General features: G+C 37.5%; 18 protein-coding genes. 3 read left to right on the plus strand and 15 right to left on the minus strand.

The window, feature by feature from the left end:
* Positions 1-20 precede the first annotated feature (20 nt).
* From FEZ18_RS06180 to FEZ18_RS06200, 5 genes are all read right to left on the minus strand, one after another.
* Complete coding sequence (locus FEZ18_RS06180; protein ID WP_153267512.1) at positions 21-266, minus strand: AtpZ/AtpI family protein; 246 nt, start codon at positions 264-266, stop codon at positions 21-23.
* A complete protein-coding gene (locus FEZ18_RS06185) occupies positions 217-621 on the minus strand; it encodes a polymer-forming cytoskeletal protein (RefSeq protein WP_153267513.1) in 405 nt (134 codons plus the stop codon). The genes FEZ18_RS06180 and FEZ18_RS06185 overlap by 50 nt, the downstream gene beginning before the upstream one ends.
* A gap of 8 nt (positions 622-629) precedes the next feature.
* Positions 630-3,188, minus strand: coding sequence for a tetratricopeptide repeat protein (locus tag FEZ18_RS06190; RefSeq protein WP_153267514.1), 2,559 nt, complete (start codon positions 3,186-3,188; stop codon positions 630-632).
* Between the two features lie 468 nt (positions 3,189-3,656).
* Positions 3,657-4,370, minus strand: a complete 714-nt coding sequence (locus tag FEZ18_RS06195; RefSeq protein WP_153267515.1) for an ABC transporter ATP-binding protein — start codon at positions 4,368-4,370, stop codon at positions 3,657-3,659.
* A 12-nt stretch (positions 4,371-4,382) separates the two neighbouring features.
* Positions 4,383-5,861: a DUF5687 family protein gene (locus tag FEZ18_RS06200; protein ID WP_153267516.1), complete on the minus strand. Its 1,479-nt coding sequence runs from the start codon at positions 5,859-5,861 to the stop codon at positions 4,383-4,385.
* Between the two features lie 99 nt (positions 5,862-5,960).
* On the opposite strand from FEZ18_RS06200, the gene FEZ18_RS06205 reads away from it, so the two are divergent.
* A complete protein-coding gene (locus FEZ18_RS06205) occupies positions 5,961-7,016 on the plus strand; it encodes a ferredoxin--NADP reductase (RefSeq protein ID WP_153267517.1) in 1,056 nt (351 codons plus the stop codon).
* Positions 7,017-8,385: 1,369 nt separating this feature from the next.
* On the opposite strand, the gene FEZ18_RS06210 is transcribed toward FEZ18_RS06205, so the two are convergent.
* From FEZ18_RS06210 to FEZ18_RS06225, 4 genes are all read right to left on the minus strand, one after another.
* Entirely contained in the window at positions 8,386-8,685 is a 300-nt protein-coding gene (locus tag FEZ18_RS06210) for a GIY-YIG nuclease family protein (protein WP_153267518.1), read from the minus strand.
* A gap of 2,115 nt (positions 8,686-10,800) precedes the next feature.
* Positions 10,801-11,100, minus strand: coding sequence for a GIY-YIG nuclease family protein (locus FEZ18_RS06215; protein ID WP_153267519.1), 300 nt, complete (start codon positions 11,098-11,100; stop codon positions 10,801-10,803).
* Between the two features lie 398 nt (positions 11,101-11,498).
* The gene (locus tag FEZ18_RS06220; RefSeq protein ID WP_228122893.1) at positions 11,499-12,521 is read right to left on the minus strand and encodes a glycosyltransferase family 9 protein; all 1,023 of its coding nucleotides are present in this window, start codon (positions 12,519-12,521) and stop codon (positions 11,499-11,501) included.
* Positions 12,522-12,707: 186 nt separating this feature from the next.
* Positions 12,708-13,316 carry a DUF4254 domain-containing protein gene (locus tag FEZ18_RS06225; RefSeq protein WP_153267520.1) on the minus strand — a complete coding sequence of 203 codons (609 nt, stop codon included), beginning with the start codon at positions 13,314-13,316 and terminating at the stop codon, positions 12,708-12,710.
* A gap of 73 nt (positions 13,317-13,389) precedes the next feature.
* Between FEZ18_RS06225 and upp the strand changes: the two genes are divergently transcribed.
* Positions 13,390-14,049, plus strand: a complete 660-nt coding sequence (gene upp / locus FEZ18_RS06230; RefSeq protein ID WP_153269064.1) for a uracil phosphoribosyltransferase — start codon at positions 13,390-13,392, stop codon at positions 14,047-14,049.
* Here upp and FEZ18_RS06235 read toward each other — a convergent pair.
* Positions 14,038-14,961, minus strand: coding sequence for a DUF6427 family protein (locus FEZ18_RS06235; protein ID WP_153267521.1), 924 nt, complete (start codon positions 14,959-14,961; stop codon positions 14,038-14,040). The two genes, upp and FEZ18_RS06235, sit on opposite strands and share 12 nt — an antisense overlap.
* Before the next feature lie 70 nt (positions 14,962-15,031).
* Between FEZ18_RS06235 and FEZ18_RS06240 the strand changes: the two genes are divergently transcribed.
* Complete coding sequence (locus tag FEZ18_RS06240) at positions 15,032-15,256, plus strand: DUF6341 family protein (protein ID WP_153267522.1); 225 nt, start codon at positions 15,032-15,034, stop codon at positions 15,254-15,256.
* A 262-nt stretch (positions 15,257-15,518) separates the two neighbouring features.
* On the opposite strand, the gene purD is transcribed toward FEZ18_RS06240, so the two are convergent.
* From purD to FEZ18_RS06265, 5 genes are all read right to left on the minus strand, one after another.
* Positions 15,519-16,790: a phosphoribosylamine--glycine ligase gene (gene purD, locus FEZ18_RS06245; protein WP_153267523.1), complete on the minus strand. Its 1,272-nt coding sequence runs from the start codon at positions 16,788-16,790 to the stop codon at positions 15,519-15,521.
* 884 nt (positions 16,791-17,674) lie between these two features.
* Positions 17,675-17,980 carry a GIY-YIG nuclease family protein gene (locus tag FEZ18_RS06250; protein WP_153267524.1) on the minus strand — a complete coding sequence of 102 codons (306 nt, stop codon included), beginning with the start codon at positions 17,978-17,980 and terminating at the stop codon, positions 17,675-17,677.
* Positions 17,981-19,598: 1,618 nt separating this feature from the next.
* The gene (locus tag FEZ18_RS06255; RefSeq protein WP_153267525.1) at positions 19,599-20,951 is read right to left on the minus strand and encodes an exopolysaccharide biosynthesis polyprenyl glycosylphosphotransferase; all 1,353 of its coding nucleotides are present in this window, start codon (positions 20,949-20,951) and stop codon (positions 19,599-19,601) included.
* 2 nt (positions 20,952-20,953) lie between these two features.
* Entirely contained in the window at positions 20,954-21,940 is a 987-nt protein-coding gene (locus FEZ18_RS06260) for a UDP-glucuronic acid decarboxylase family protein (protein WP_153267526.1), read from the minus strand.
* Between the two features lie 207 nt (positions 21,941-22,147).
* A complete protein-coding gene (locus FEZ18_RS06265; RefSeq protein ID WP_153267527.1) occupies positions 22,148-23,548 on the minus strand; it encodes a UDP-glucose 6-dehydrogenase in 1,401 nt (466 codons plus the stop codon).
* Between the last annotated feature and the right edge of the window lie 4 nt (positions 23,549-23,552).

Below are 23,552 nucleotides of genomic sequence, written 5' to 3' on the forward strand. Positions count from 1 at the left end.
AAATAACTGTTAATGTAATTTCAATCTTTATTGGTTAGGTTAGTAACCTGCCTAATTACCGAAAAAATAGCAATAAACACCGCACTCAAAGAAACAATTTTATAATACAATTGATTTTGATTATTAAATTTCACGTCGAGCCAGGCCCCTAATTCGCTACCTAAATAAATGGTAAGGCCCATTTGTAGGGCTATAGAGCTAAATTGAAGAAAAGGATTAGGCCGTTTTTTTGGTTTTCGAGTCACCTTGCATACTTTTTTCGGCACCTTTCATATTACAGGTTACGTTAAATGTTGCCCCTGGTTCTACGGCCAATTTACCCGCTACCACTTCGCCTTCAATATGTGCAGATGCTTTTAATGTAAGGGTACCAGATAGCGCTAATTTACCAGAAAATTTACCTTCAAAATACGCATCGGTGCCCTCTAGCGTACCGTTAATAAAGCCAGATTTACCCACAACTACTTTTCCTGTAGTTATAACATTTCCTTCTATAATACCATCAATTCTAAAATCGCCTTCACTGTTAAGGTCTCCTAAAATTTTTGTGCCTTGAGAAATAATATTTTGACTTGATGCTCCTTCTGTCATGTGTTTGTTTTTTTTGTTATCAGAAAACATAATTGCTGTTATTTATTGTTAATATTTAAATACGACTCTAAATTTTTATGAATTTGAACTTTTTTATAGTTTGCAGATGAAATTGCAAAATAAGGTTCTTTAATTTTTTTATAGTCTTCTTCCGAAAATAATTGATCGAATGTTTTTGCCACCTGCGCATTATTTAGCCCGTGAACTACAACAAATTTAGTATGGGGTTTATAGACGTCTAACGAGGTTTTTAAATTGTAATACCTGAGATTCTTTAAAATCGAATCTAAGGTTTCTTTAAAACTCTCTATACTAGCGTCATCTGCGTCATTAAACCTAAAAACCACCTTATAAGGGGCTGAAACCTCTTGAGCTTCGATGTTAAAATCGCTATGCGCTATTTTTGGTAATACCTCGTTTTTAATCTTTTCTGCTTGCCGCCCTTCTGGGGTATTTGCAAAAGTTACAGCCACATAATTTATCGCTTTTTCATAAGCATCAAAACCCAATAACCTACCCATAGCTGTGGCTTTTAAAAGTTCAAATTTAGGCACGATATAAGTGCCCTCAAACCTATTTATATAGGCCTCACTTTTAGCTATTACTTGGGCGTATTCTTGGTTTTCGTGCAAAGCGTAAACTCTTTCGTAAAGAGCATCTGGGCTATCCTTATCTTTTTGATTTACCGATTCTGGATTGTTTAAAATAAGGGCATACCGCGATTCTGGATATTTATTTATTATTTCGTTTTTAGCCATTGCGGCTTCGTCTTTTTGTCCTAACAATTCGTAAATTTTGTACAAATTATATTTTGAAGGCACAATTAAGCGTTCTTCTGGATTACTCTTTAATACCTTTAAAAATTTACTTTTTGATAAGGGATACGCTTTAAACTTCTCCATATAAATAAGGCCCAATTGATAATTGGCGAAATTCCGCGCTTTTAAAATACTGTCAATAACCCTTTCTTCGGAAGGAATTTTGGAGATATAATACTGTGGGTTATAGCGTTCTTCATCTGGCACTTGAGCTATAATAGTATGCCCTCTTGTGTTATTTGATGGCACCAATGTACCCTGGTTAGACCACCTCCAATTATCTTGTAAGGTTCTACTACCCCAGATTTTTAAAAACTCGTTTTTTCCATAAGCCACTGTTGTAGGATTGTAAAAATAAAATGTGGCCACTTGGTTTTGAGAGGTCTTATTCGATGTCTGGCTGTTCATGGGACTAGTAGCTCTTGCTATCCCAGTGTTAGATTTTGGTACTTGCTGTTTATCTTTATCCGCTTCTGCTTTAACTTTTAAATTCTCTACATAAGTATTAAAATATGCTGAGCGTTCTGTTTCAGAAAAATTGACCAATTGTAAAACGCTGTCGCTTACCCGCTCGACGTTTTCGTAATAAATAACGTCTTCTAAATTATCGCGCTTACGTTTTATAACGCGATATGGTTTCGAATTTAATGCCAAATTAGTCATTGTACTGTCGTAATAATAGCCTGCGGTTTCATAATTTGATTTCTCAAAATTCATATCGCCTATTATTAGATAATTTTCGGCTTTTAACAATTGGTCTTGAGAATTGGTTCGCAAGGACTTATTGTAATACACAAGAGCTAAAGAGTCGGCTTCATTTTTTAAATAATAATTTCCTATTTGATGATATATTTTATCCAAATACGGTCTGTTTTCTCTATTTTTCTCTAGATTTCTAAGGTGTTCTAGCAAGGCCAGCTTATCACCAGTTTCATAATCAAAATTTTTAATCTTTTCGATATGAGCACTAATCATATAAATTCTAGGTGTCTTTCTGTTGAGTTCTATAACTTTATCAAAGGCTATATTTGCACTGTCTTTATACCCTAAAGTATTGTAGAGTTGCCCTTGAATAAAACGAAAACGTCCGCGCTCGTCGTTACTTTTTGTGGCTTTTGCAGCGATTTCTAATTGTGTAATCGCACTATCAACAGACTTCGTGTTTAAATAGGCTTGCGCTAACATAGAAGTGGCATCGGCCAAATCTTGATCTTCTAAAGTGACATCTTGTAATAAGCGTTTTAGTTTTTTTATCGCAATTTCATTATTATCTAAACGAATATTCGCTTTTTCACGCCATATTTTAACCTGATTTATCTTATCGCTAGTTGGGTATTTATTAAGAATATTGTTAAACGCCGCCAGTGCCGGTACAAAACGCTGATCGTAATAGCGTGCTTTACCTAGCAACAAATACGCTTCGTCCATTTGAGGGTTTTTTTCTCGACCCTTAATATTCATACTGTGTTTTTGTATCGCTTTAACCGCTTTTTCTTCAGCTCTTCTAAAATTTTCGTTTTCAAACTGACTTGCTAAGACCACTTCTTCTCGAACCTCCAAACGTTCAATAGGAAGCACCTCCCAATAATTATCGGTATAATTTTCGTTTAAAATTTCCCTGCCTGTCTCTAAAGCTAGATATCCGTTGTACAGCGTATTAAATTCCGCAGTTACCGCATGGAAATTTCTGTTCACAAATTTGTCCTTTTTTCTAGAACAACTTGTAAGCAAAATTATAGCCAGTACAATAATTATTAAGGCTTTTGTAGGTGTTTTCAATCTTGGTTTTTTGTCGGTTAAATAACTGAAACCCACAGCTATTATTATATAAAAATGTAAAAATAAGCATCTTTTTGGATTTAGCTACTTATTCGCCTTACAAAATACCCTCTCGATACTTTTGAGAATTTTATTTGTTGTTACGCGGAGATGCTCAGAGTTTGCACAGAGATGCGCTGAGAAAAATATTGGTTGTGCGTTTTTAGCGGGCAAAGCGGAAAAGGCGCGAAGTTTTCAGCGGAAACTAAACGGGGCTTTTCACAGGGATATACTGATTTTCTTGGTAATGCCAATTTAACCATATAATGTCGTAACAAATAGTTTCTTTTTTGTTTACTTTTCATCAAAAATAATTACCGTAACAATGCTATGCTATTTATTTTTCATTTCAATTAATCAAAAAATAATTCAATTTATTTACACGACATTACAAAGTTAATTTGGTATCACTTACAGAATAAAAGAGATTTAATTTGGTAGTGCTTCAGTACCAGAAAAATAGGCTTCAAGCTCTTTTAGTGTGGCTTCACTGGTTTTTAGATCTTTTACAATTTCGCCTTTTTCTAAAACTACAATTCGCTCACAAACCTCGGTAACATGAGTTAAATCATGACTAGAAATTAAAACGGTAACCGTCCGTTTTTCGGTGAGACTTTTAATAATGCCCTTTAATCGAATTTGAGTGGTGGGATCTAAATTAGCAAAAGGCTCATCTAAAATAATGACTTCTGGATTGCCAATAAGCGCTGCTACAATACCCACTTTTTTCTGATTACCCTTACTTAAATCACGTAAATATTTTTTTTGTCCTAAAATTTCTCCGTGAAAAAAATCTTTAAATTGATACAATAAAGCATTGACATCGGCCTTATTTTGTTGCCTTAATTCACCAATAAAGTAAAAATACTCCTCTGGTGTTAAGTAGCCTATTAAAAAACTCTCGTCGATAAAAGCCGAGGTAAAGGGTTTCCAATCTTCGCTCTTATGAACCGAAATTCCATTGTTTTTTATAGCCCCTGTGGTGGGTTGGATTAAATCGAGTAGCAAACTAAAATAGGTGGTTTTTCCAGCACCATTATTTCCTACTAAGCCAAAACTTTGCCCTTTAGGAATCTCAAGCTCTTCGACATTTAAAACCAGATTATTATTGTATTTCTTAGATAGGTTTGATGTGGTAATCATAATTTTTAAATTTTAATTATCTTGATTAAAGGCACTAATCATTTTATATTTTGAGGCTTTATAAGACTTTGTAATCGACTTAATTAGTTTTTTATGAAAACCAATTCCTATCACACCCAACGCAATAAGTGTTAAACAGGCCATTTCGAAACTTATTAAGAAATTAAGAATAGCAAATATAAGCATAGGAAAAACTAAAAGCGGAATACCAATAAGCCATTGCACTGTACCCGTACCTTGGTAATTAAAGGCGGCTTTCTGACTTAAATTTATTTTTTTTCGATTAAAAGAGCCTCCGTACAAAATAACATGTGTATTCACCCCAATATTATAAATAGCGGCAGCAAAATGTGCTAACAGAATTTTCCAACCAAAAAACACATAGGGGATGCCCAGAATAAACAAAACGATTACACTTATTGCCATTAAGGTGAATTTCGATTTTAAATAATCTTCGTATTTAATGTTTTGACTCATTAGCAACTTGTAATAGCTGCTATCCCAAGCTGGGATAAACTGCCCGAAATTCATTAAAAAGATCCCGGTGGAAAACACGCCAATAAACATGAAGAACCAATACATTTCGAGGTACATGGGTTGGGTATAAAAAAACAGACCATACAACAAGCCTAAAACCAACATCCAAACGGAAGATTTTGTACGCTTATTTCGCCAAATTAGTTTTAAATCTAATTGTAGAAATGGCGCCATGCTTCCAAAGTTTTTTGTCCACTCCAAATTCGATGTGCTTACTTCTTTGGTGTGTGTTTTTAATCCGCTATCTAAAAACAACTTTTGCCTTAATATTTTAAAGTTGTACGCATATAAAACCATTAGTATTACCACAGGAACCAGTAATAGTATAGGCTGTTCTGTAATTGATTTGATACCCTTTGAAAGGACACCAGCCACGTTTAAAATATTAAAATAATTTAAGGCAAACAGCGATCCCAAAAGCAACATTATGGGTAAAAAAGATAATTCTGTTTTAGTCGATAAACTTTCTATAATAAAATTTAAAAAATTATTTATTAGTGTGATAAGCACCATAATACAAAGCCAAACTAAAACAGATGTCGCATTATAATTAGTCGCTATCAGTTTAATAGCAAATGGCACTACAGCAAATAGGGGTAAAAAATTAAAAAATGATAAAATCGATTTGGCCAGAACAAAATTCACAATAGATTTTCGTTTAATTGGCAGTGTTAAAAGCGGCTTCACACTCATCACTGGTAGTTTCTGGAAGAAGAATCTAAATATTAAATCGCCTATTATCCAAAAAAACAAAAGATTGTTAAACGCTGTTAAAGGATCTAAGTCTGGATACAATTCTTTTAATAGGGTATCTAATACAAAACCCATCCCTAAAAACAACAGCATGAAATACAGCGCCAAAAAACCCATTAGTATTTTTATAGCCAAACTTTTACCAAAACTAGCCGACCTAAAAAACGCCTTCCACTCTAAATCTATAAAATGTCTAATCATTATTATATATGTTTCAATTATTTGTATCCTCTACAAATAATGTTGTGAATAAAAGTAAAAATTAAAAATCAACTTCACTATTTTTGTTAAAAAAATTATATGTCTTCATTTTACAAACTCAGCATAAAAGATATAAAACGAGAAACTAACAAGGCGATAAGCCTTAGTTTTAAAGTGCCAGAATCATTAAAAGACCAATTTACTTTTAAAGCTGGACAATATCTTACATTAAAAACCATAATTAACGGCAAGGAAGTACGCCGCGATTATTCGCTGTGTTCATCGCCTAAAAGTGGTGTCTTAAAAGTGGCCATTAAAGCCGTTGAAGAGGGTCTCTTTTCAGCTTATGCAAACACGACTTTAAAAGCAGGAGACACCTTAGAAGTAGCTCCGCCAAGAGGTCGTTTTATTTTCGAACCTAACGATAAAACCACTAAAAATATAGAAGCCTTTGCTGCAGGAAGTGGGATAACCCCCATTTTAAGTATTATAAAATGTGCTTTAGAGGAAGAAGAACAGAGTAAAGTCATTCTGGTCTATGGTAATAAAACACCCGAAGACACCATGTTTTTAGATGAACTTCTAGAGCTTCAGCGTGTCTATAAAGATCGGTTTTCAATTCAATTTGTATTTAGTCAAGTGGATGAGGACGATGCCATTTTTGGTCGTATAGAAAAAAGTACGGTAAATTTCGTAACTAAAAACAAGTATAAAAATATTGATGTTGATGCTTATTACCTCTGTGGTCCTGAAGCGATGATTAATACCGTAAAATCGGTTTTAATTGAAAATAATATTGATGAAAACCGCATTCATTTTGAACTTTTTAAGACGTCTAAACCTGTTCAAATTGAAGAAAACGCCCCGTCTAGCGGAAAAACAAAAATTACTGTTGTGGTTGATGACGAATCCACCACTTTCGAAATGTCTTCTAAACAAACCATTCTTGAAGCAGCTTTAGACAAAGATATAGATGCGCCATACTCCTGCCAAGGTGGTATTTGTAGTAGCTGCCTAGCGCGAATAACTGAGGGGGAAGCAACTATGCGACAAAACAATATTTTAACCGAAAGTGAAGTTGCTGAAGGTTTAATTTTAACCTGTCAAGCAGAGCCAAAATCGGAGACTATTGTTGTCGATTATGATGATGTTTAGGAATTGTGTAATAGTCCTTATAACGAAATAAACCGTCACTGCGAGGACGTAGGACGCGGCAGTCTTTCAATTTGAAACCGCCTTTTAAAAAATAATTCTATTCGAAAGATGACTTCCCTCGTGCCTCGCTCGTCATGACGTAATCCATTGTACTGCGCCCTTCATGACGTACAAAACCGTCACTGCGAGGACGAAGGACGAAGCAGTCTTTCAATTTAAACCGCCTTTTAAAAACTAGTTCTATTCAAAAGATGACTTCGCTCGTGCCTCGCTCGTCATGACGTACAAAACCGTCACTGCGAGGACAAAGGACGAAGCAGTCTTTAAATTGAAACTCACTTTTAAAAAATAATTCTATTCAAAAGATGACTTCGTTCGTGCCTCGCTCGTCATGACGTACAAAACCGTCACTGCGAGGACGTAGGACGCGGCAGTCTTTTAATTGAAACCGCCTTTTAAAAACTAGTTCTATTCAAAAGATGACTTCCCTCGTGCCTCGCTCGTCATGACGTAATCCATTGTGCCGCGCTCGTCATGACGCACAAAACCGTCACTGCGAGGACGCAGGACGCGGCAGTCTTTTAGTTGAAACTCACTTTTAAATACTAGTTCTATTCGAAAGATGACTTCCCTCGTGCCTCGCTCGTCATGACGTAATCCATTGTACTGCGCTCGTCATGACGTTATCAATTGTGCCGAGCTCGCCATGACGTACATAACCGTCACTGCGAGGACGAAGGACGCGGCAGTCTTTAAATTGAAACTGCATTTTAAACTTAATTCTATTCAAAAGATGACTTCCCTCGTGCCTCGCTCGTCATGACGTAATCCATTGTACTGAGCTCGTCATGACGTAATCCATTGTACTGCGCTCGTTATGACGCACATAACCGTCACTGCGAGGACGCAGGACGAAGCAGTCTTTAAATTTGAAACTGCCTTTTAAAAACTAGTTCTATTCAAAAGATGACTTCGCTCGTGCCTCGCTCGTCATGACGTAATCCATTGTACTGAGCTCGTCATGACGCATAAAACCGTCACTGCGAGGACGTAGGACGCGGCAGTCTTTTAGTTGAAACTCACTTTTAAAAACTAGTTCTATCCGAAAGATGACTTCCCTCGTGCCGCACTCGTCATGACGTACAAAACCGTCACTGCGAGGACGCAGAACGAAGCAGTCTTTTAATTGAAACCGCCTTTTAAAAACTAATTCTATTCAAAAGATGACTTCGCTCGTGCCTCGCTCGTCATGACGTACAAAACCGTCACTGCGAGGACGTAGGACGCGGCAGTCTTTTAATTGAAACCGCCTTTTAAAAACTAGTTCTATTCAAAAGATGACTTCCCTCGTGCCTCGCTCGTCATGACGTTAATCAAAATAAAAAAGCCAACCATCAGATAAATCGTCCCAATTAGGATTTTGGACATTAATTAGATCTTCTTTGCGTTTTCTATTCCCAGACTTTAATATTTTTTCTCTTGATATCGCTTGTTTAATATCGTTAAATTCTTCATAATAAACCAGTTTATCACAGTTATATCTGTGTGTAAATCCTTTTCTAATTTTAGCTTTATGTTCGTAAACCCTTTTTAGTAAATTAGAGGTTACACCAATATAAACTACTGAATTATTTTTATTTGTCAAGAAGTAAACATAGGACTTTTGCATATTTAAAAATACACATTTTTATCTTCATGGTGAATGTTGAGGGGAAATGACGAAATAACCCGTCACTGCGAGGACGCAGGACGCGGCAGTCTTTCAATTTGAAACCGCCTTTTAAAAACTAGTTCTATTCAAAAGATGACTTCGCTCGTGCCTCGCTCGTCATGACTCTATCCATTGTGACGCACTGACCATGACGCACAAACCCGTCACTGCGAGGACGTAGGACGCGGCAGTCTTTTAATTGAAACTCACTTTTAAAAACTAATTCTATCCGAAAGATGACTTCGCTCGTGCCTCGCTCGTCATGACGTAATCCATTGTACTGAGCTCGTCATGACGCATAAAACCGTCACTGCGAGGACGTAGGACGAAGCAGTCTTTAAATTTGAAACTGCATTTTAAAAACTAGTTCTATTCAAAAGATGACTTCCCTCGTGCCTCGCTCGTCATGACGTAATCCATTGTACTGCGCCCTTCATGACGTAATCCATTGTGCCGAGCTCGTCATGACGCATAAAACCGTCACTGCGAGGACGTAGGACGCGGCAGTCTTTTAATTTAAACCGCCTTTTAAAAACTAGTTCTATTCAAAAGATGACTTCGCTCGTGCCTCGCTCGTCATGACGTAATCCATTGTACTGAGCTCGTCATGACGCATAAAACCGTCACTGCGAGGACGTAGGACGAAGCAGTCTTTAAATTTGAAACTGCATTTTAAAAACTAGTTCTATTCAAAAGATGACTTCCCTCGTGCCTCGCTCGTCATGACGTAATCCATTGTACTGCGCTCGTCATGACGTAATCCATTGTGCCGAGCTCGTCATGACGCATAAAACCGTCACTGCGAGGACGTAGGACGCGGCAGTCTTTTAATTTAAACCGCCTTTTAAAAACTAGTTCTATTCAAAAGATGACTTCGCTCGTGCCTCGCTCGTCATGACGTAATCCATTGTACTGCGCCCTTCATGACGTACAAAACCGTCACTGCGAGGACAAAGGACGAAGCAGTCTTTAAATTGAAACCGCCTTTTAAAAACTAGTTCTATTCAAAAGATGACTTCCCTCGTGCCTCGCTCGTCATGACGTAATCCATTGTACTGCGCTCGTCATGACGTAATCCATTGTGCCGAGCTCGTCATGACGCATAAAACCGTCACTGCGAGGACAAAGGACGAAGCAGTCTTTCAATTTAAACCGCCTTTTAAAAACTAATTCTATTCAAAAGATGACTTCCCTCGTGCCTCGCTCGTCATGACGTTATCAATTGTGCTGCGCTCTTCATGACACACAAAACAGTCATTGCGAGGACGTAGGACGACGCAGTCTTTTAATTGAAACCACCTTTTAAAAAATAATTCTATTCAAAAGATGACTTCCCTCGTGCTTCGCTCGTCATGACGTAATCCATTGTACTGCGCTCGTCATGACGCACAAAACCGTCACTGCGAGGACAAAGGACGAAGCAGTCTTTAAATTGAAACCGCCTTTTAAAAAATAATTCTATTCAAAAGATGACTTCCCTCGTGCCTCGCTCGTCATGACGTAATCCATTGTACTGCGCTCGTCATGACGTACAAAACCGTCACTGCTAGGACAAAGGACGAAGCAGTCTTTTAATTGAAACCGCCTTTTAAAAAATAATTCTATTCGAAAGATGACTTCCCTCGTGCCTCGCTCGTCATGACGTAATCCATTGTACTGCGCTCTTCATAACGAAATAACCCGTCACTGCGAGGACGCAGGACGCGGCAGTCTTTCAATTTAAACCGCCTTTTAAAAAATAATTCTATTCGAAAGATGACTTCCCTCGTGCCTCGCTCGTCATGACGTAATCCATTGTACTGAGCTAGTGATGACGAAATAACCCGTCACTGCTAGGACAAAGGACGAAGCAGTCTTTTAATTGAAACCGCCTTTTAAAAAATAATTCTATTCGAAAGATGACTTCGCTCGTGCCTCGCTCGTCATGACGTAATCCATTGCACTGCGCTGGCAATGACGCACATAACCGTCACTGCGAGGACAAAGGACGAAGCAGTCTTTTAATTGAAACCACCTTTTAAAAACTAGTTCTATTCGAAAGATGACTTCCCTCGTGCCTCGCTCGTCATGACGTTAATCAAAATAAAAGAGCCAACCATCAGATAAATCGTCCCAATTAGGATTTTGGATATTAATTAGATCTTCTTTGCGTTTTCTATTCCCAGACTTTAATATTTTTTCTCTTGATATCGCTTGTTTAATATCGTTAAATTCTTCATAATAAACCAGTTTATCACAGTTATATCTGTGTGTAAATCCTTTTCTAATTTTAGCTTTATGTTCGTAAACCCTTTTTAGTAAATTAGAGGTTACACCAATATAAACTACTGAATTATTTTTATTTGTCAAGAAGTAAACATAGGACTTTTGCATATTTAAAAATACACATTTTTATTTTCATGGTGAATGTTGAGGGGAAATGACGAAATAACCCGTCACTGCGAGGACGCAGAACGAAGCAGTCTTTTAATTGAAACTACATTTTAAAAACTAGTTCTATTCAAAAGATGACTTCCCTCGTGCCTCGCTCGTCATGACGTAATCCATTGTGCCTCGATCGTGATGACGAAATAACCCGTCACTGCGAGGACAAAGGACGAAGCAGTCTTTTAATTTGAAACCGCCTTTTAAAAAATAATTCTATTCGAAAGATGACTTCGCTCGTGCCTCGCTCGTCATGACCTAATCCACTGTACTGCGCTCTTCATGACGTTATCCATTGTGGCACGCTGGCCATACCGAACAGGACTCTTACTGAACGCCTAATACTGTTAAAGAATAGCATTAATCTTTTCCATAACCGTCTCAATAGAAATTGTTCCTGCAACAGTTTTATAATCCACCGGATACTTATTCCCATAAACCGAAGTTGGTATTTTTGGGTATTGATTTCTATCGGGTAGCAGCGCATAATCATCAGGTTGATTAAAAGGTGCAAAACCGGCAAACGGATGTGTAACACCCCAAATGGTCACAACTTTTATACCTAACATCGCCGCCATATGTGCGTTTCCAGAATCCATGGCTAACATCAAATCTAAATTTGATATCACATCCAATTCTTCATCTAAACTTAATTCACCCGCCAAATTAGTAACATGATCAAATTGACTGGCCATGCGGTTTAACTTACTAATTTCGGCTGTGCCACCACCAAATAAGACAATTTCATAAGTATTGGATAGCCTTTCAATAAGCTGTGTCATCAACTCTAAGGGATACATTTTCCCAGCATGGGCAGCAAAAGGGGCAATACCAATTCTTTTTTTTGAGCTTTCCCCTATAAGGCTTTGGAGTTTTGAGTTTAAAACCACTTTTTTAGGAAATTGGGGCTTCGATAAATCTATTGGGAAACCAAGGGCTTCAAAAACATCGGCGTAGCGTTGGTGCGTTGTTTTAAGCTGTTCAAAACGTTTGCCCTTAGTTAATAAACCTTTTTCTTTTCGCCCTTTATCAATAGATACAAAACGCTTTGTCTTTAAAAAGGTTTTTAAAATTTTACTTCTTAAAACGTTATGCAAATCGGCAACAGCATAAAAGCAATGGTTTCTTTCGAGTTGTTTGGCCAGTTTAAAAAGACCGTAAACCCCTTTATGCGCCCCTTTAAGATCGGCATTAAATACCGTAGTCTGTTTTAAATCTCGAAAAAAAGGAGTGAAGAACCCTTTGGTTAATAGTGTAACTTTAATATCGGGATATTGCTGCTCTAAAGCGCGTAACACGGGTACAACCATAGCCACATCGCCCATAGCAGAGAGGCGTATAACAAGAATGTGTTTAGACGTGCTTTGCATGCCCTTTTCATTTTAAGTTTTTGAAAAGTATATCAGCTCGAGTGCTTACATCAAGTAGCACACAATAGGTTTGTATCGTGACATCATAGTAAACCATATCGCTGTAAGATGCGAGGGCTACCTTAGTGTGTCACTCGAGCTGACATTGAGATGGATCCAAATTTAAAAGGCACCATTTGGACTAATTTATTTTTGTGAGCGCAATACTGGATTCAGCTCATCATCGTTGTACATTTTCATTTGCTTGTACACTTTCATGTATTTATCGCCTTTTTCAATATCGGCTAAAAGCGTATCGATAGCTGTCGATAAATCAACGCGTTGCTCCAATAAAATATCCAGTTTTTTCTGGCATGCCGCTCTATGAGCTTCCGAAGCATCGGGTCTGGTAGCTTCCTCATGCATATGGTACACTTTTAACGCTAAAATAGACAATCTGTCAATACCCCAAGCTGGACTTTCAGTATTAATAGTCGCATTATCTTTTACAGTAACATCTTTATATTTTTCAAGAAAATAGCTATCAATATATTCTACCATATCGGTTCTATCTTGATTCGATGCATCAATTTTACGCTTTAAGGTTAAGGCCGCAACAGGATCAATTTGTGGATCGCGAATAATGTCTTCATAATGCCATTGTACGGTATCGATCCAACACTTTCTGTATAACAAATGTTCTATTAATTGCGAGTCTTTATTGTACGGATTTTCAAAAGCTTGATCGACCGAATTAACCACGTGATATTTCTCAATAACGTCTTGAAAAATTGTATTTGCTTTACTTGTAAACATAATCTCTAAATTTAAAAAGGTAAATATAGTTCTAAATAATTAACTTTACTATTTGAAAACAACAAAAACAACTATGCACATTCATAATCTATCGCTTCAAAACTCTGTACTAAACAACTATATAGCCGAAATGCGAGACTTCTCCATTCAAAAAGACCGTATGCGCTTTAGACGAAATATTGAACGGGTAGGAGAGATTTTAGCTTACGAAATGAGTAAAACCTTAAGCTATAAAAGCAGCAGCATTACAACACCTTTAGACCGTTGCGATATGGATTTAATGGCCAACGACATGGTTCTGTGTTCTATTTTAAGAGCGGGAGTTCCCCTACACAACGGTTTACTCAATTATTTTGACCAAGCTGAAAATGCTTTTATATCGGCTTACAGACACCATAAAGACCAACAGGAGAGCTTTGAAATTATTGTTGAATACTTGGCCTGCCCGAGTTTAGAAAACAAAACCTTAATTCTAGCCGACCCCATGTTAGCCACGGGACAATCTATGGTGGCCACTTTCGAAGCCTTAAAACCTTTTGGAACACCCAAAGAGATACATTTAGTAAGTGTCATTGGTGCGGAAGCAGGTGTTGCTTATGTTAAAAAACACTTTAATGAAAACACCCATTTATGGATTGCAACCATAGACCCCGATTTAAACGATAAAGGTTATATTATTCCGGGTCTTGGTGATGCTGGCGATTTGGCTTTTGGAGAAAAACTACAGCATTAACAGTATAAAAGACAAGACAAGAAGCACCGAAATAAAAAGCTCTTTAAACCATTTTTCCTGTATAATTTCTATATAACTGGCAATAACAACTGCCAGCGGAGCGAGTATGAATAAAAACTCACTCCCATTTTTATGAGGCGCTACCACGATAATTAAAAACCCGATAAACACAGCAAATAATACCGCATAAAATACTGGTTTCACAGATTTCTTCTTATGTCTTGTATTTTTAAGATAAAAAATAGAAGCCCATAGACCAAAAGAGAACAACAGGGTTATAAAGATAATGGCGCTTGTGGTATTGTACGAACTAAAGTTATAGCTCACTTCGGGAAAAGCTCCAAATAGCTCAAAAAAACTATCGTAACGCACTAAAGACACCGTTACGGTGAGCACAAAAACAGCCAACACTCCAATAAACGGAATAAACCAATGCTTAATATTGTTATTTACATATAAGATGAGCATAAAAATAATCAGTAAGAAAAATAATAGCGACCAAAAATAAAATAGGGATGCTATACTAAACCAAAAGGCGGCGTCGAACAGTTTTTTACTTACATGAGCCTGAGTATGTAAGCTGGCCACTCTTCTGCATCCCAAGAGCACAAAAAAGTTGGCATAAATAATATTGGAATCACTTAATATTTGAGGGAATGCGAGCAAAAACAAACAATAACATATAATCTCGTAATTAGTATTTTGTGTTAAACTGTTTTTTTCTACAATAAAACTAATCAGAAAAACAGACAGATAAATAACAAAAAGTAGAAATATTTGATTTGCAATAAAACCAAAGTTTGGCACTATGTCAGCATACTTTATATTAAGCACTAAAAAGGCTAAAAGTGTCATAAAAAATGCAATCGCAAAATTTATGGGTTTCGAATTATTAAAAACACTAGAAATCATTAACTGTTTTTTGTATTTTTGTTAAGTAAAGATACTAACTATATTTGGTTAGGCACTAAAACCATACCCTATGAAAGATTTTTTCAATGCCATAGAAGATTTATTTGATGTTCTTTTTATTCCTTTTGATACGTTGGCGGAGCTAGAGCTAGAAAATTGGTTTGCTGCCAATGCCGTATCGTGGCTTTTTATTCTTATTGGTTTTGCTGCCTTGGTGTATTGGATGCTTCAGCTTAAAAAATATAGCGCTACCGATAAGGAAGACAAAAGCATTACGGCACATTCATATTTGTAAACCCAAATGCATTTTAAACAGCGATACTACCGCTGAGGGTATAAAACACCAAAATAGCCTTGGTTTTTTACATCGTTTCAAAATTAAACTGGTATTACACTCCTAAAAACAAATTGAAAAAAAGGATTTAGGAAATTATGTAGTTCCTAAAACCCTTTTTTAAAGGTTCGAAAATCAGTACTCCTTGGAGTAAACAATCGAACCGTAGACAACTTCTTCTTTTAAAAAGTCGGCATAAAGGCCAAAGACCTTAACCAAGGTACTATAAATCGAAACCAATATCTTTTCGGTAGTTCATCTTATCGAAATGTATTTTATTAATACTTTGGTACGATTTTTTAATGGCTTCCTGGTAGGTATCTCCATACGATGTTATGGCCATAACACGACCGCCAGAAGTGATAATTTTATCATTTTGCACGCTCGCTCCAGCATGAAAAACAATGGAATCTTCAATAGCATTAAGACCAGTAATTTCTTTTCCTTTTTCGTAAGCTTCAGGATAACCACCAGACACCAACATGATAGTTGTAGCGGCGCGCTCGTCTATTTCAATATCTATTTTATCTAAGGTTTGGTTAGACATGGCTTGTAATAGCTCGACAAAATCATTTTTTATACGCGGCAAAACAACCTCGGTTTCTGGGTCGCCCATTCTAACATTATACTCGATAACTTTTGGATCGTCTCCCACTTTAATCAGCCCTATAAATACAAAACCAACATAAGGTAAATCGTCTTTTTTAAAGCCTTCTATTGTTGGTTTAACAATACGCTGTTCTATTTTATCTAAAAACGCTTCGGTAGCAAAGGGCACCGGAGACACCGCTCCCATACCACCAGTATTTAAACCCGTATCGCCTTCGCCAATACGTTTATAATCTTTAGCTGTAGGTAAAATTTTATAATGTTTACCATCGGTTAGTACAAAACAGCTCAATTCGATACCCTCTAGAAACTCTTCGATAACCACTTTTGTACTGGCTGCTCCAAACTTAGCATCCACAAGCATGCTTTTTAATTCGGTTTTCGCCTCCTGCAAATCCTCAAGAATAACAACGCCCTTTCCTGCAGCCAAACCATCGGCCTTTAACACATAGGGAGGCTTTAAGGTTTCTAAAAAGGCATAGCCTTCTTCTACGGTAGCTTTTGTAAAACTCTGATATGCTGCTGTTGGTATATGATGACGAAATAGAAACTCTTTAGCAAACTCCTTACTACCTTCTAGCTCGGCAGCCTTTTGTTGCGGCCCTATAACTGTAACAGCTTTTAAACTCTCGTCTTTTAAAAAGAAATCGTGAATACCTTTTACCAAGGGATCTTCTGGCCCTACCACAACCATACTAATATTGTTATCTAAGACCAAGGTTTTAATGGCCTCGAAATCGGTAACACTTATATCTACGTTCGTCGCTATTGCCGCGGTTCCAGAATTTCCTGGAGCCACATATAAGTTTTTACATAAAGGGCTTTGCGCGATTTTCCATGCAAAGGTATGTTCTCTTCCACCAGAGCCTAAAACTAAAATATTCATGATTGTATGGTTTTTTGTAAAACACAAAAATAAAACTAATGCTTAGAATACAAGACTATTTTTTATTTACTTTTAAAACTTGGCTAATGCAGTAAAAAGGCGCCTGTATGTGTTGTGTTTTTTAATTTAATAATGCTCTAATGGAATTGTTAATAATTTTATCCTTTTGCAAACATAAGATGACAGGCTTCGCTTTGAATGATAGGATTCGTTATAAACAACTACATACATCAATAACCCGTCATGGCGAGGAAGCATGACGACGCCATCTTTTGATTGAAAGGGCAAGTAAAACCATGAGATTCTTCGCTACGCTCTGAATGACAGGCTGCTCTGAATGATAGGGTAGGTTGATTGACGGCACACCATAACAACCCGTCATGGCGAGGAAGCATGACAACGCCATCTTTCCATTAAAACGACAAGTAAAACCATGAGATTCTTCACTGTGCTCTGAATGACAGGCTGCTATGAACAAGATAACACCGCAAAAATCCGTCATGGCGAGGAGGTACGACGAAGCAATCTTTCCATTAAAACGACAAGTAAAATCATGAGATTCTTCCCTGGGCTCTGAATGACAGGCTGCTATGAACAACATAACACCGCAAAAATCCGTCATTGCGAGGAGGTACGACGACGCCATCTTTTCAATAAAAACAGCAAGTAAAACCGTGAGATTCTTCGCTGTGCTCTGAATGACAGGATTCGTTATAAACAACTACACACAGTGGTGTTCCGTCATGGCGAGGAAGCATGACGAAGCCATCTTTTGATTGAAAAGGCAAGTAAAAATCATGAGATTCTTCGCTGTGCTCTGAATGACAGGCTGCTTTGAATAATCCACGTCTGTCATTCAGAAGGAGGAACGACTGAAGAATCTTTTATATCTCTTCATCTAAAAACAACCATGATGGATTGACATTTGAAACCAAATTTTCTTTTTTTGATCTGCTCCACCCCTTAATTTGTTTTTCTCTTTTAATAGCATCTTCAATGTGAAAGAAATGTTCGTAGTAAATTAAATAGTAGCATTTATATTTTGTTGTAAATGCTTTAGAAAAAGGAAGTGGATTTTTATGAAAATACAATCGGTCTTTTAAGTTATTTGTGACGCCCGTGTAAAGTACCGTTTTATTTTTATTGGTAAGTATATAAACATAATATTTATGTGATGTTTTTCGTTTCATCTAACTAAAATAAATAAATATATGATTTGTTTTTTAGATTCTTCGCTGCGCTCTGAATGACAGAATTCGCTGAATTACAGGCTGCTTTGAATGACAGGGTTGGTTGATTGACGGCACACCATAACAATACGTCATGGCGAGAAAGCATGACGACGCCATCTTTTGATTGAAAACAGCAAGTAAAACCATGAGATTCTTCGCTGGGCTCTGAATGACAGACTTCGTTATAAACAACTACACACATTGGTGTTCCGTCATGGCGAGGAAGCATGACGAAGCCATCTTTTGATTAAAAGGACAGATAGAATCATGAGATTCTTCGCTTTGCTCTGAATGACAGGCTGCTATGAATGACAGGGTAGGTTGATTGACGGCACACCATAACAATACGTCATGGCGAGGAAGCATGACAACGCCATCTTTTGATTGAAAGGGCAAGTAAAACCATGAGATTCTTCGCTGTGCTCTGAATGACAGGCTTCGCTTTGAATAATCCACGTCTGTCATTCAGAAGGAGGAACGACTGAAGAATCTTTATAATGGGTTATGCTAAGCTTATAGAGAAAGAGATTCTTCGCTTTGCTCTGAATGACAGAATTCGCTGAATTACAGGCTGCTTTGAATGACAGGGTAGGTTGATTGACGGCACACCATAACAACCCGTCATAGCGAGGAGGTACGACGACGCCATCTTTTGATTAAAAGGGCAAGTAAAAACCATGAGATTCTTCGCTGCGCTCTGAATGACAGAATTCGCTGAATTACAGGCTGCTTTGAATGACAGGGTAGGTTTATTGACGGCACACCATAACAATACGTCATGGCGAGAAAGCATGACGACGCCATCTTTTGATTGAAAACAGCAAGTAAAACCATGAGATTATTCGCTGTACTCTGAATGACAGGCTGCTATGAACAAGATAACACCGCAAAAATCCGTCATGGCGAGGAAGCATGACGACGCCATCTTTCCAATGAAAACTACAAGTAAAACCATGAGATTCTGCGCTGTGATCTGAATGACAGGCTGCTCTGAATGACAGGCTGCTTTGAATAATCCACGTCTGTCATTCAGAAGGAGGAACGACTGAAGAATCTTTATAATGGATTATGCTAAGTTTATAGAGAAAGAGATTCTTCGCTATGCTCTGAATGACAGGCTGCTATGAATGACAGGGTAGGTTGATTGACGGCACACCATAACAATACGTCATGGCGAGGAAGCATGACAACGCCATCTTTTGATTGAAAGGGCAAGTAAAACCATGAGATTCTTCGCTGTGCTCTGAATGACAGGCTTCGCTTTGAATAATCCACGTCTGTCATTCAGAAGGAGGAACGACTGAAGAATCTTTATAATGGGTTATGCTAAGTTTATAGAGAAAGAGATTCTTCGCTGCGCTCTGAATGACAGGCTGCTTTGAATGACAGGGTAGGTTTATTGACAGCACACCATAATAACCCGTCATGGCGAGGAAGCATGACGAAGCCATCTTTTGATTAAAAGGGCAAGTAAAACCGTGAGATTCTTCGCTGTGCTCTGAATGACAGACTGATCTGAATGACAGGCTGCTCTGAATGACAGGCTTCGCTGGATAACAGGCTGCACCTGACATGTCTAATAAGCCTTCTCTTCGCCTTTTACTGCATTTAAGAAGGTCTGTACCACAAGCTTTACATCCAGCACCAACGACCAGTTTTCAATATAAAAAATATCGTATTTCACTCGGTTAATCATATCGACATCGGTCTCAATTTCGCCTCTACAGCCTTTTGTTTGTGCCAAACCGGTAATCCCTGGTTTTACAAAGTGGCGCACCATAAACTTGTCTACCTTTTTGGCGTATAAATCGGTGTGATAAACCATATGAGGTCGCGGCCCCACAACAGACATATCGCCAAAGAGCACATTAAAAAATTGAGGTAGCTCATCTATACTTGTTTTTCGCATAAATTCACCCACTTTTGTAATTCGCTGGTCGCCTTTTGTAGCCTGATGCAGGTTCGCCTTTGTATTAGGCGTCATAGACCTAAATTTGTAGCAATTAAATTCTTTGTACTTAATGCCGTTTCGTTTTTGTTTAAAAAACACAGGCCCTCTAGATTCCAGTTTTATTAAAACAGCCATGATAGGAATTAACCAAGAGAGTAGCCCAAAAATAATGACTAGGGAGAATGCCATATCGAATACCCGTTTTAGAAATTTATTTAAGGGTTCTTGAAGTGGAATTTCCCGTAGGGATAAAATGGGAATATAATCGTAATACTCGTAAGTGAGTTTTTTAGTGAAAATATCTTTATTATCGGGAATAAATTTTAACTCTCTTAAGTTATTATCGGCGAAATTTACCAAATCGTTTATTTGCTTGTTACAGAGCTCGGCAATAGAAAAATAGATTTCGTCAATATCGTTTTCAATCACATAATCGAAGCAATCTTGCATAGAAAAACCTTCCTTTTTGGTATTAAACTGCTTTTTGAATTTATAACCAAAATCTAATCTCGAATTAAAAATATCTATTAATTGTCGGGTTTTTTCGTTTTTACCAATAACCACCACATTTCTAATATTTCCTTTTAAGGCCGAGCGGTACTTTCTAAGTAAAATAAAGGTTAAGATTTTCACAAAAGAAATGAGCACAAAAACAGTACCTAAATATTCTGCTAAGGCCCACCTGCTAATATTAGGTTGTTTAAATACACCAATATAAGTGTACAAGATTATCGCAAAAAAGAACATTTGCCGGAACAATAATATAATAACCTGTACGATTTTAGTATGTCTTTGGACTTCGTAAAAATGATTTTTAAAAGAAATCACTATCCATAGTACCGAGAGGTAACTTACAAACAGATAGGTATTACTCATGTTTATTGGAAAGAAAAAAACAGTCGCAATTATGATACTTAAATCAATTAAACCAAATAGAGGTTTCATAAAACCTGAATATCGCCTCCCCTTATAATCCATAACTATTTATTAATAAACCTCGAAAAATCTTTATGCGCACTTTTGTACAATTCTTCCTCTGTAAGTGATTTAAAATAGTTAAAAGTTTTTTGCATGCCTTCGGCCCTTCCAACTTTTGGTTCCCAATCTAATAGTTTTTTTGCTAAAGTTATATCTGGTTGCCGTTGCATAGGATCGCCTAAGGGTAAATCTTTATACACTATTTTTTGTGTTGTTCCTGTGAGTTTAATTATTTCTTCAGCAAAATCTTTAATCGTAATTTCGTTGGGGTTCCCTATATTAACAGGATAGACATAATCACTTAATAATAATCTATAAATGCCTTCTACTTGATCGCTCACATAACAAAACGATCGAGTTTGCAACCCGTCGCCAAATATAGTTAAATTTTCGCCTCTTAAAGCTTGTCCCATAAATGCGGGGATAACTCTACCATCGTTAAGTCGCATTCGTGGTCCGTAGGTGTTAAATATACGCACTATTCGCGTTTCTAGACTATGGTATCTGTGGTAAGCCATAGTTATAGACTCTTGAAAACGCTTGGCCTCATCGTAAACCCCACGTGGTCCAATGGTATTTACATTACCAAAATAATCTTCGGTTTGTGGGTGTACTAAAGGGTCGCCATAAACCTCGGAGGTTGATGCAATAAGTATGCGTGCTTTTTTAGCTTTTGCCAAGCCTAACAAGTTATGCGTGCCTAAAGACCCCACTTTTAGGGTTTGGATGGGTATTTTTAAATAATCGATAGGACTTGCTGGCGAGGCAAAATGCAAGATATAATCTAAGTCGCCATCAATTTTAATAAACTCGGTAACATCGTGCTCTATAAACTCGAAATTGGCATGATTCTCTAAATGTTTAAGGTTCTTTTTATCGCCAGTAATAAAGTTATCCATCCCGATAACGCGATAGCCTTCGGCAATAAAGCGATCGCATAAATGCGAGCCTAAAAATCCCGCAGCACCTGTTATTAAAACCGTTTTCATGTGTTCAAGTTTATTGTTTTTTATCGGTCACATGTAACATCCATATAATCATTTCCAGAGGTATCACGTTTTAGTTATGGCTGTTTCATGTGTTTATCTGTCTTGTTTTGTTATCGGCAAACGTTGCAAGTTACCAATTTATACGGCAAACAAGTCGATGATGCCCTTGGGGAATTTTACTTGTAATAGGCTCGATTCGTACTTCTTTTAATATCCGCTTCCAATTTTATAATAGGTAAACCCGATCTTTTCCATAAGTTTTTTATCTAAAACCCCTCTACCGTCGAATAAAAAGGCTGGTTTTTGCATGTTTTCGTAAATACGTGTCCAATCGTAGGTTTTAAATTCGTCCCACTCGGTTAAAATAGCAATAGCATGGGCGTTTTTACAAGCCTCATAAGGATTGTTATGCACACTTAAAGCAGCTCTATTCGCTTCGGAAGTTCGGGTATTTAAATGATCGATATCCATGTACATTCTTTCGGAGGTCACTTTAGGATCGAACACCGCAATTTTTGCTTGCTCGCTTAACAAATTATCGGCCACATGAATGGCTGGCGACATGCGGGTATCGTTCGTATCTTTTTTAAAGGCCCAACCTAAAAAGGCTATTTTCTTTCCCGAAACAGTATTGTACAGGGTAGTGACAATATGATCTGAAAATCGATTTTTTTGATGGTCGTTCATAATAATAACCTGCTCCCAATAATTGGCTACCTCGTATAAATTATAACTTCTAGCAATATACACCAGATTTAAAATATCTTTCTGAAAGCAAGAACCGCCAAAGCCCACAGAGGCATTTAAAAATTTGGGGCCTATTCGAGAATCCATTCCAATAGCTTTAGACACCTCTGTAATATCGGCACCTGTTTTTTCACAGATTTCCGACATGGCATTTATAGACGAAACCCGTTGGGCTAAAAAGGCATTGGCCGTTAGTTTTGATAGTTCTGATGACCACAGATTGGTGGTTAAAATTTGTGCTTTAGGAATCCAATGGGTATAAATATCGACTAGGGCATTTACTGCGGATTCTCCAGTTGCAGTCGAGGTATCGCCACCAATTAATACCCGATCTGGATTTAATAAATCTTGAACAGCGGTACCCTCGGCCAAAAATTCTGGATTAGATAAAATTTGAAAATTAACACCATTACCCACATGGTCTAAAATGTTTTTTATGGCCGATGCGGTGCGTACAGGTAGGGTAGATTTCTCGACCACTATTTTATCTTGTTTCGCAACTCTGGCGATTTGTCTGGCACATAGCTCGATGTATTTTAAATCGGCTGCCATGCCTTTCCCTTTACCGTAGGTTTTAGTAGGTGTATTTACCGAAATAAAAATCATCTCGGCCTCGTCTATAGCCTTGTCAATATCGGTAGAAAAGAACAGGTTCTTACCTCGGGTTGCTTTAACAATATCTGCTAAGCCAGGCTCGAATATAGGGAGCTCGTCGAAATTTTCGCTGTTCCAAGCGGCTATTCTATCGGCATTAATATCGACAACCGTAATTTTTATATGTGGGCACTTACTGGCGATTACCGCCATGGTGGGACCGCCTACGTAACCTGCGCCTATGCAACAGATGGTTTTAATTTTCATTTGA

The organism is Oceanihabitans sp. IOP_32 (genome assembly GCF_009498295.1).
GTDB classification, from domain to species: domain Bacteria; phylum Bacteroidota; class Bacteroidia; order Flavobacteriales; family Flavobacteriaceae; genus Wocania; species Wocania indica.